4 protein-coding genes and 1 pseudogene are annotated in these 8,858 nt (G+C 44.1%); all 5 read left to right on the top strand.

The genetic code is table 11. The features are described from left to right. Positions 1-6,995, top strand: a 6,995-nt coding sequence (locus FN961_RS25410; protein ID WP_144042937.1) for a SpvB/TcaC N-terminal domain-containing protein, incomplete at its 5' end; no start/stop codon positions are given. Then, positions 6,992-7,444, top strand: a complete 453-nt coding sequence (locus FN961_RS25405; RefSeq protein WP_144042936.1) for a hypothetical protein — start codon at positions 6,992-6,994, stop codon at positions 7,442-7,444. The genes FN961_RS25410 and FN961_RS25405, both read left to right, overlap by 4 nt. A 253-nt stretch (positions 7,445-7,697) precedes the next feature. After that, complete coding sequence (locus FN961_RS25400; protein ID WP_144042935.1) at positions 7,698-7,901, top strand: hypothetical protein; 204 nt, start codon at positions 7,698-7,700, stop codon at positions 7,899-7,901. Positions 7,902-7,909: 8 nt separating this feature from the next. Next, complete coding sequence (locus FN961_RS25395) at positions 7,910-8,440, top strand: hypothetical protein (protein WP_144042934.1); 531 nt, start codon at positions 7,910-7,912, stop codon at positions 8,438-8,440. 185 nt (positions 8,441-8,625) lie between these two features. Next, positions 8,626-8,700: pseudogene (locus FN961_RS26105) on the top strand (Mobile element protein); the annotation flags it as partial. Positions 8,701-8,858 lie beyond the last annotated feature (158 nt).

The following is an 8,858-nucleotide window of genomic DNA, read 5'->3' as shown; positions in this document are numbered from 1 at the left end:
GCCGAATAGCCCTCAGCGGCAGCGGCGCTAACCGTGCTGTCACTATCACGCCTGTAGCCAACAAATATGGCTCTGCAGTCGTTTACATTGATGTGTCTGACGGCACAAGCACCACGACTCGCGCCTTCACAGTCAACGTGGCATCAGTGAATGATGTTCCTACAATAAGCGGCATTGGCACGCAAAGCCTCAATGAAGATAGCAGTAAGGCCATTGGCTTTAGCATTGCTGACATTGAAACGGCAACAACTTCTTTATCTGTGACTCGTCGTAGCAGTAACTCAACCCTATTGCCAACCAGCCGAATAGCCCTCAGCGGCAGCGGCGCTAACCGTGCTGTCACTATCACGCCTGTAGCCAACAAATATGGCTCTGCAGTCGTTTACATTGATGTGTCTGACGGCACAAGCACCACGACTCGTGCCTTTACTGTCAATGTAGCATCGATTGATGATTCTCCATTTATAATCTTGTCTGCTATTTCTGACCTAAAAGGCATGCAGCCTTTGATTGTTTCTGCTTCAGCTACAGATATAGACAGTGATATTAGCTCCATTCAATTCTCTCTAAATGGAGAAAGCTGGTTATCGACTTCTAACTCGTCATACAGTTACAACTTTGGTGAACTTCAGGAGGGCACTCACTCTATACGAGCAAAAGTAAATACATCCACTAATCAAAGTGCAGAGACACCAAGCAAAACCTTTAGAGTATTACCTGCTGTATTGGTTGATATAAATACCATTCCCGATTCGACAAACAGTCTGGTAACCGCGGCAACAAATGAGTTAGTCGGTGAGATTAATGGCCAAGCCAGTGTTGACGGTGGTGCATTTGCCTATTCAGTGCCAATTACAATCGCTCCTGGACGTAATGGAGTACAACCCAATATTTCACTCAATTATTCTAGCCAGTCAGGCTCGGGGATTGCGGGGCTGGGCTGGAATCTATCCGCCTACTCAAGCATCTCACGCTGTGGGCAGATATATGATCTCGATCAAGCTTCAACATCAGCACATTATGCCGCTGACGATAAGCTTTGTTACAACGGTAGCCGTCTCGTTGTAGTCAGCGATCCTAATGGTAGCAACAAAGGGGTTTATGGATCGAGTGGAACCTATTACAAAACTGAACGTAATGGCAGTGTTTTTATCCAACAACTCGGAGGAGATATTAATAGTAGCAGTAGCTATTTTGTTATCACAGACTCCAATGGTACCAAGCATTACCTCGGTAAGAATAACAATAGCCAGATTATTGCTGTCGACCGCAACGAGCCTGCTAGCTGGTTACAACACCAGACCGAGGACAGGTTTGGTAATCAAGTAGACTATCTATACGACGAGTCAGTTTTGGGGAATCGATACATCAAAGATATCTTTTATACTGGTTTTAATGGCACTGCAGGTAATCGTAAGGTGCATTTTAACTATGTAGCAGAGACTGAATCGCGTCACTACCATTGGGGAGGATATAGCTTAAGTAACAAACGACTTGATAGTATTTCAGTGAAAATTGATGATGTAGAGAAAGCATTATGGCAACTAGAACATAGCCTTACCACTGATATTGAAGACAAAGAACGAGCAAAACTAACAACACTGTCATACTGCGATGGTGGTGATTCAACCCAATGCTTAACGACTAATTTCAATTGGTTAAACAAATCGTACGGTCATCAAAAAGCCAGCAGTCACTCACTCGATGCCATTGATGATAACTATGCTGTGGGTTTAAGAGTCCGCAAAGATCATGATTATGATGGTGACGGAGTATTGGATCTCTACATTCCGCTAAAAGGTGTCTACCTTTCAGGATCAGGTGCGCTACTTGATCGAACCGAACTGCCTAGTATTAGCCCAACTCAGCCCGCAGGTGATCTTGACTATGATGGGATAGTTTCAATAAATGAGAAAAGCAGCAATGTGGTCAATGGCAGCCTTGATTATGACGGTGACGGTCGAGCCGACTTTACCTATCTTAATGAGCACGGTGAACTACTAATCACCGGGATCAATAATGATGCGAGCATTAAATTCACCCATAACACTGAGATAGATGCGACATGTTATGCCTCTGTTTTTCATGATATAGGGGATAAATTCTGTGAAAGCCATGCCATAGATTTTAATGGTGACGGCCGCTCAGATTTGCTAGTTGCAACCAATAAACAAGCTGGAACCGGTAACTTCCAGATCACCTATAAATCCTATCTTAAAAATTCAGATGATGGTTACAGTTATAACGGTGAGTTTACAGCAAGTGCGAAAGAACCCCTGATGCCTATGGATCTCGATGGCGATGGCATTTTAGACTTAGTACCGTCATCCTTCAGAACAGCATTAAAGTGGTACAAAGTCGGGTTTAATGGTTCGACAGATAAGATGACTTTCGTTGAGCAGAATAACAGCTTTAATGTTGATATTGACATTACCGAAAGAACCACACCAAGTCGTTGGGCGGATCTCAATGGCGATGGCTTAAGTGATGTGATGACTCTCGATAAAGTTAACAGTAGCGATAAATTTTACACTCGAACTGTGATTTTTAATAAAGGTGCTGGCGAATTTACAGCCCCGACACAATTAGATGAAACAGAGCTTGCATGGCAATTAAATGGTGGACATATAGCTAAAGACCCACGTTATGGTGGACCATCAGGCTATGTCTATGAACAGTATGCACAGTTTATTGATTACAACGGTGATGGCCGCCAAGACATTCTCTATCCTGATAGAAGCAGACGTAAGTACTTCTATAACTGTTTTGACTGGTCTAGCAACGAAGAGTGTCGTGCGGTAGATGGTGCTGATGCGCCTAGATTCCATGATTATGATATCTGGTACTGGAATGTATTGATCACCCGCCCTAACGGGATCAGCTTTGACAAAGTTGAACTTGATGTTTATGGGGCTTTAGCGACCATGAATACCTTAGATATCAATGGTGATGGACGTATGGACTTTGTTTCGGGCCTTGGCTTTGAATCTGATGCCACCAGGCGCACCTGGACCTACCCAACAAATGGCCCACGTGAGTTTGCCGTATTTAGTCATGTCGATACTCAAGACAATGTGATTAATCAAGTGTCCACAGCAATGGGCACTAAGGTCCAGATTGACTACAAACAGCTAAAAGAGGTTTACAGTCTAGACAGAGTCGACAATCAATATCCCTATATTAACTTCGCTAATACCATGCGGGTGGTTTCCGGTTTCGACACAGACAATGGTATAGGTGGCTTGAATCATACTGCATACCAATATGAGAACGCCCGTTTTCATGTTGCAGGTCGTGGCTTCCAAGGATTTGGAGCGATAACTGAAACCAATAATAGCGCAGAGGCTAAACACCAAACCACCACCCGTACTGACTTTTATCAAGACTTCCCCTGGTCAGGTATGGTGCGTCAAAAACAGAGTGAAGACTACCAAGGCAATCGACTCAGTCATTATCAAGTGCTCGGCAATGCCCCTTCAATAGAAGATTATCAAGTCGGCGAGTCTCAATGTTTCTATCCTGCAAACAGTATCAATAAACGGTATGTCCCTGAGCTGCTAGCGGCTGTCACAACTGTGACCAGCAGTCAGGTAAAGAATAGTCGTTGCCAAGTCATCACCAATGACACTGTCACATCAGACAGCCAAGTCACGCACACTAAAGCACTTGAGCAATCCTTTACCCATGAAGGAGACAGCTTACTCTCTCTCCCACACGTCACGACGAATGTGGCAAACGTGCAATACCTTACGGGTACAGGCGCTAATCTTGATACCGAATCACTAAAAACACATAACTCAGTCACACTGAGTTATCAGAGTAATCAACATGGCATATTAGCCTTAAGCACCTCTGAAACTCTTGGTTTAGGCAGTTATCCCGGTATTGGCGCTACAGCTACCTACAGTAATTACGACCAGTATGGCCACCCATTAAAAGTGCAAACTGGTAACCGCTGGACCGCGACGACCATGACCTCCGATGGCTATTTTGCTAAGGAGACCAGCAATAGTCAGTGGGGAGCAACCATTGCATCAAGTAGTACGTTCGATCCTCTCACCGGTGCAGTGTTAACAGCAACAGATGTCAATGGCATAACCGCTACCAATGTGATTAATTTCTTAGGGCAAGTCTCACAAACAAGTATCACAAGAGGCGGTAACGCAATCTCCCCGCCTGTGTATGTCAGCCATCAATGGGCAAACGCACCTTATGCATTTAAGACAATCACCCGTAGCAGCGGCACACCCGAGCAGGTAAGCTACTTCGATAGCCAAAAAAGGGCCGTTAAACAGGTTTCAACCGGGTTTTCAGGTAATATCATCACGGCCAAAAGCTATGACTCCCGTGGTAATCTGCTCAGTGAAACCGAGCCAACGCAAGACTACGGCACTCAAGTCACCACCACATTTGGTGACTATGATGTATTGGGCCGAGCAGCAACCAAAACCTTCGATAACGGCCTTGTTAGCTATGTGTCTACTTACACCTATGTTGATGGATTAACCACCGACATTGCCGTCAGCAGTAACGGCTACAATCTAACCATGAGCCGCAGCTATAACAGTTTAAAGCAGCTCTTTAGCACTGTTGATGCCAAAGGTAATGAGTCCGAGTTTGCCTACAATGCAGCTGGTCTGCCGGTACTCATTCAAGATGTATTGAGCAGTCAGATCACGGCAGCCTATGATGACTTAGGTCGAAAACGTTGGTTTGATGACCCCAACATGGGTAAGTGGTCCTTTGTTTATAACCAATATGGCGAGCTGGACAATCAAACCGATGCCAGAGGGGTTAAGAGCACCTATCAATATGACCAATTAGGCCGACTCCGAAATCGCGCCGGACGCACATTTACCTACGACGGTGCAGCGGCCAAAGGACGACTGTATCAAACCGGTTTCGCAGGGCAAACCCAAACCTTTAGCTATGACAATTCAGGCCGTCCCACCGAAACCTTGACCCAGATTGATGGGCTGAGTTTCGTCGAAAAATATGCCTATGACAGCAGCTTCGGTCGCTTAAAAGCCATGCAGTACCCCAGTGGTGAGCATGTTGCCTATAAGTATGATGATAACGGGTATGTGCTTGAAGATTATCAGCGCTTTGATGATAACTCAGAACGATTACTCCGCCGTGTTGATAACTACAGTGCCCAAGGCGGCATTAATCAGCAGACCTTTAGCAACGGCCTAGTACAGCAATTTTACCGTAACAGCGCAGGCTCGCCAGCCCTTATCTGTGCCAGTGCCAGCGGCAATTGCGACACAAGCGGTGGTAAGCAGTACCTAGATTACGGCTATGACGCCATGGGCAACCTCGCCTATCAACATAATCGTATTCAGCAGTTTAGAGAGGACTACACCTATGATGAACTCATGCGGGTGCAAAGTGCCAGCATTAGCATTGATGGCCTAGGGCTTGACCCATTCAATCCGATTGATTACGACTATGACGCTGCGGGTAATATCAAGGTTAAAACAGATTACGGCAGTGATTACCAATACGGTAATGTCGGAAAAAGCCTAGGAGGACTCGCGGGTCCCAATGCCATACGCCAGTTTGTCCGTGATGGCGCGACACACCAATTCACCTACGATGCCAACGGTAACCGCTTATCCGGCGATGGTGCCACCCTCACCTATAACGATGACAATAAACCTGTCATGGTTGAGCGTAATGGCGCTAAGAGCACCTTCAGTTATGGCGCCGATGGCATGCGCTTTAAACAGGTAAAGGAGAAGGGCGGAGAAACGACAACGACTTACTATGTGGGCAGCTATGAGCAGGAAGTGACAAGCAGTGCCACCATAGAGAAAACCTATATTGGTGACCACACCATTAAGAGCAGAGCGATTAGCGGCACTCTAGGCAACCAGTCGGTCTATCAGCATGTACTGCATGATAGATTAGGCAGTGTCGATAGCCTAATCGATGCCCGCAGCGCTCAGATATTGCAGCACCGCGGTTACGATGTGTTTGGTCGCCCACGCAATATTGCAGCGGGTAACGCGCTATTAACCGATTGGCAAGGGGTGAGTCGCGGCTTTACTGACCATGAACACTTAGCCGATCAAGAGCTTATTCACATGAACGGCCGAGTATACGATTACAACGTCGGCCGCTTCTTAAGTGTTGACCCTTTCTTGCAGTTCCCTGAGAATAGTCAGAGTGCCAATCCTTATTCCTATATCTTGAATAATCCGATGTCAGGAGTGGATCCGACGGGGTATCTTGCGGAGACGGACACCGTAGAAGCGATTGGTGGGCCTGCGAATGAAGCTGAGGTTAAAGCCGCTGAAGAGAAGGTAAGTGGTAATGGTGAGCAAAATGAAGAAAAGGTCACTACAACTAAGTTGTCGAGACAAAAGGATAATCGTTCAGCATACAAAGTAGGGATCCCAGGTTCAACCACAACGGTTAGCTACGGGAATAATGCGGCCTTTGCGAAGGGTTATAGCTCTATTGAAGGGGATATGACTGGTATTCTCTCGATGACTGGACCTGGACAAGCAGTAGACAGCATAAAGTCAGGTATCGATGCCTTTGAAGCTGGTTATGAGAAGTATCAAGAAACAGGAGATCTAACTGGCGCAGCACTTGTTGCAGCAAAAGCAGGTATTGAAGCTTATGCAGAACGTAAGTTAAAAGGTGCTGAAAAAGCCTTTAATGGAGGAGCATTTGGTAAACTTAAGACTGGTAATGGAATAGAAAGGCACCATATGCCAGCGGATAGTATTAATGGAATCAAAAGAGCGCGTGGCCCATCTATACAAATGCTTAAGGAAGATCACAAAAACACGAGTAGTTGGGGAAATTCAGCCGAATCTCAAGCTTATAAAGCAGAAGTTAAATCGCTGATCAAATCTAGCCAAATGAGAAAAGCTATGGCCATGGAGGTTAGAGACGTGAAAAGCCAATTTGGAAGAAAATATAATCAGGCAACAAAGGAAATGCTGGATTATGCAAAGAAAGAAGGTTACTTGAATAAATGACTATGAATAGTTTACCGGACGGCTGGGCTGAAAACGTTCAAGCCCTAAAATATCGAAGCACTAATGAACAGAATATTGAGTTTGTTAATCTAATTGACCAAGCTGAAGGGAGTTGTGATTTAGATGTTTGCAGCTTCTTAATGTCTTTGTTTGTTAATGGTGATGACGATGGTGTTTTAGAAAGTGTGTCTAGTGTATTGGCTTCAGCTAAACCAACGGATTATATCGAGGCTCTAATGGCTGAATTGCCACGATTAGTTGATGAGAATGTTGTTGAGTGGGCTGAAGTCATGGTGGGGCAAGCGATCGACGAGCACCTGGATCTAATCAAGAGTATTGTTATAAAACAGTCTGAGAAAGTTAAGTCTGCATTAATGTTGATTATTTCTGATAGCGATTTTAAAGATTTCTACCCTGACAGTGAAGAACTTGAAAAAGTATTAAGATAAAGGGGTCAGAGCCTGAGGGATCCCCACAAATTTAATAGCATGCCTGTGGATCCCTAACTAAATCTTTCAGCGCCATTATAGCGGCTCGCCAGTGACAAATTATATGGCCACCCATAGTTCTGGACAAATTATATGGCCACCCATAGTTCTGGATGAATCATCAACCTCTGACTAAGCTTTCATTATCGCTTTAGGAGGAGATTGTAATGGCCAGACCAACGAGGGCGGAACAGTCATTGCAGGAGGAGGACGGTTGAAAGAAAGGTTGATTCCTACTCCTGGCGGACATAAAGGAGGTCGACGGCCTGATATCCTCTACAAGGATTGTAATGGAAATCTTTGTGGAGTAAATGTAGGGAGAACTAAAGCCGACGGTTTACCGATAAAACGCGAACAACAAGCATTAGATGATTTAAATGGTGCTGGCTTACCAACAACATTTCAACAATATGATTAAGGTTTAGAATGAAATCTATTTCTATTCAGTTTCACGCAACCTCTGAAGAACTCTTAAATTTTGTAATTTCTGTGAGCTCTGAACTAAAATTAGTTGTAACTATGATGACTCTAAAGCCCTTCAACTTAACAATAGTTGAAGGTAAGTTGGAGCTAAGTGAGTTTTTAGACAAGTTAAAAGTCGGAGATCTTCGTTTAGTACTAAGTACAGCAACCCCATGTATAGAATTTACTTCACCTAATAATTTCCTAGATGCAAACTCTGGAAGCATTCTAATTGATATTGGGCCCTTATCTGATTTAGGCCTAGAGGAATCAGCTTTATCCTTTATTTCATCTGAAAAAGATAAAATTTCAATAGCTAATAATGTTTCTTCCAAGCTTAAAAGGATAACTAAAGCTGGAGCCATTGCAGTAAACCCTATAAATGGTGCAGAAGCTAAAATTCGAACTCATAGATATACACAAGGTGCAAAAGTAATGGCCGACAACGGTGTAAAAATATTACCGATTGCTGGGAATAGTTTTTATAAATTGTAAGGAAGATAATCAAGATAACAAAAGATAACAAAAGATAACAAAAGATAACAAAAGATAACAAAAGATAAAAGATAAAGGGGTCAGAGCCTGAGGGATCCCCAAAAATAGGTGCCACCCATCATTAATTACGTGAACTCCACTCCTCCTACTAAGCTTTAGTTATCGGTAAAAAGTAGGAGTTAACCATGCCTCGTCCCAGAAGAACCCAGATCAGTATTGAAGACACTCCGTATTACCATGCATGTAGTAGAACAGTTCGCAATAAATTATATGGCCACCCATAGTTCTGGATGAATAATCAACCTCTGACTAAGCTTTCATTATCGCTTTAGGAGGAGATTGTAATGGCCAGACCAAGAAGTACATTAATCAGTATCGAAGACACGCCATTTTATCACTGTGTGTCTAGGTGTGTGCG

It is taken from the genome of Shewanella hanedai (assembly GCF_007197645.1).
GTDB lineage: Bacteria > Pseudomonadota > Gammaproteobacteria > Enterobacterales > Shewanellaceae > Shewanella > Shewanella hanedai.
The sequence above is the reverse complement of the archived record's forward strand: the minus strand, read 5'-3'. Positions and strand labels throughout refer to the sequence as shown.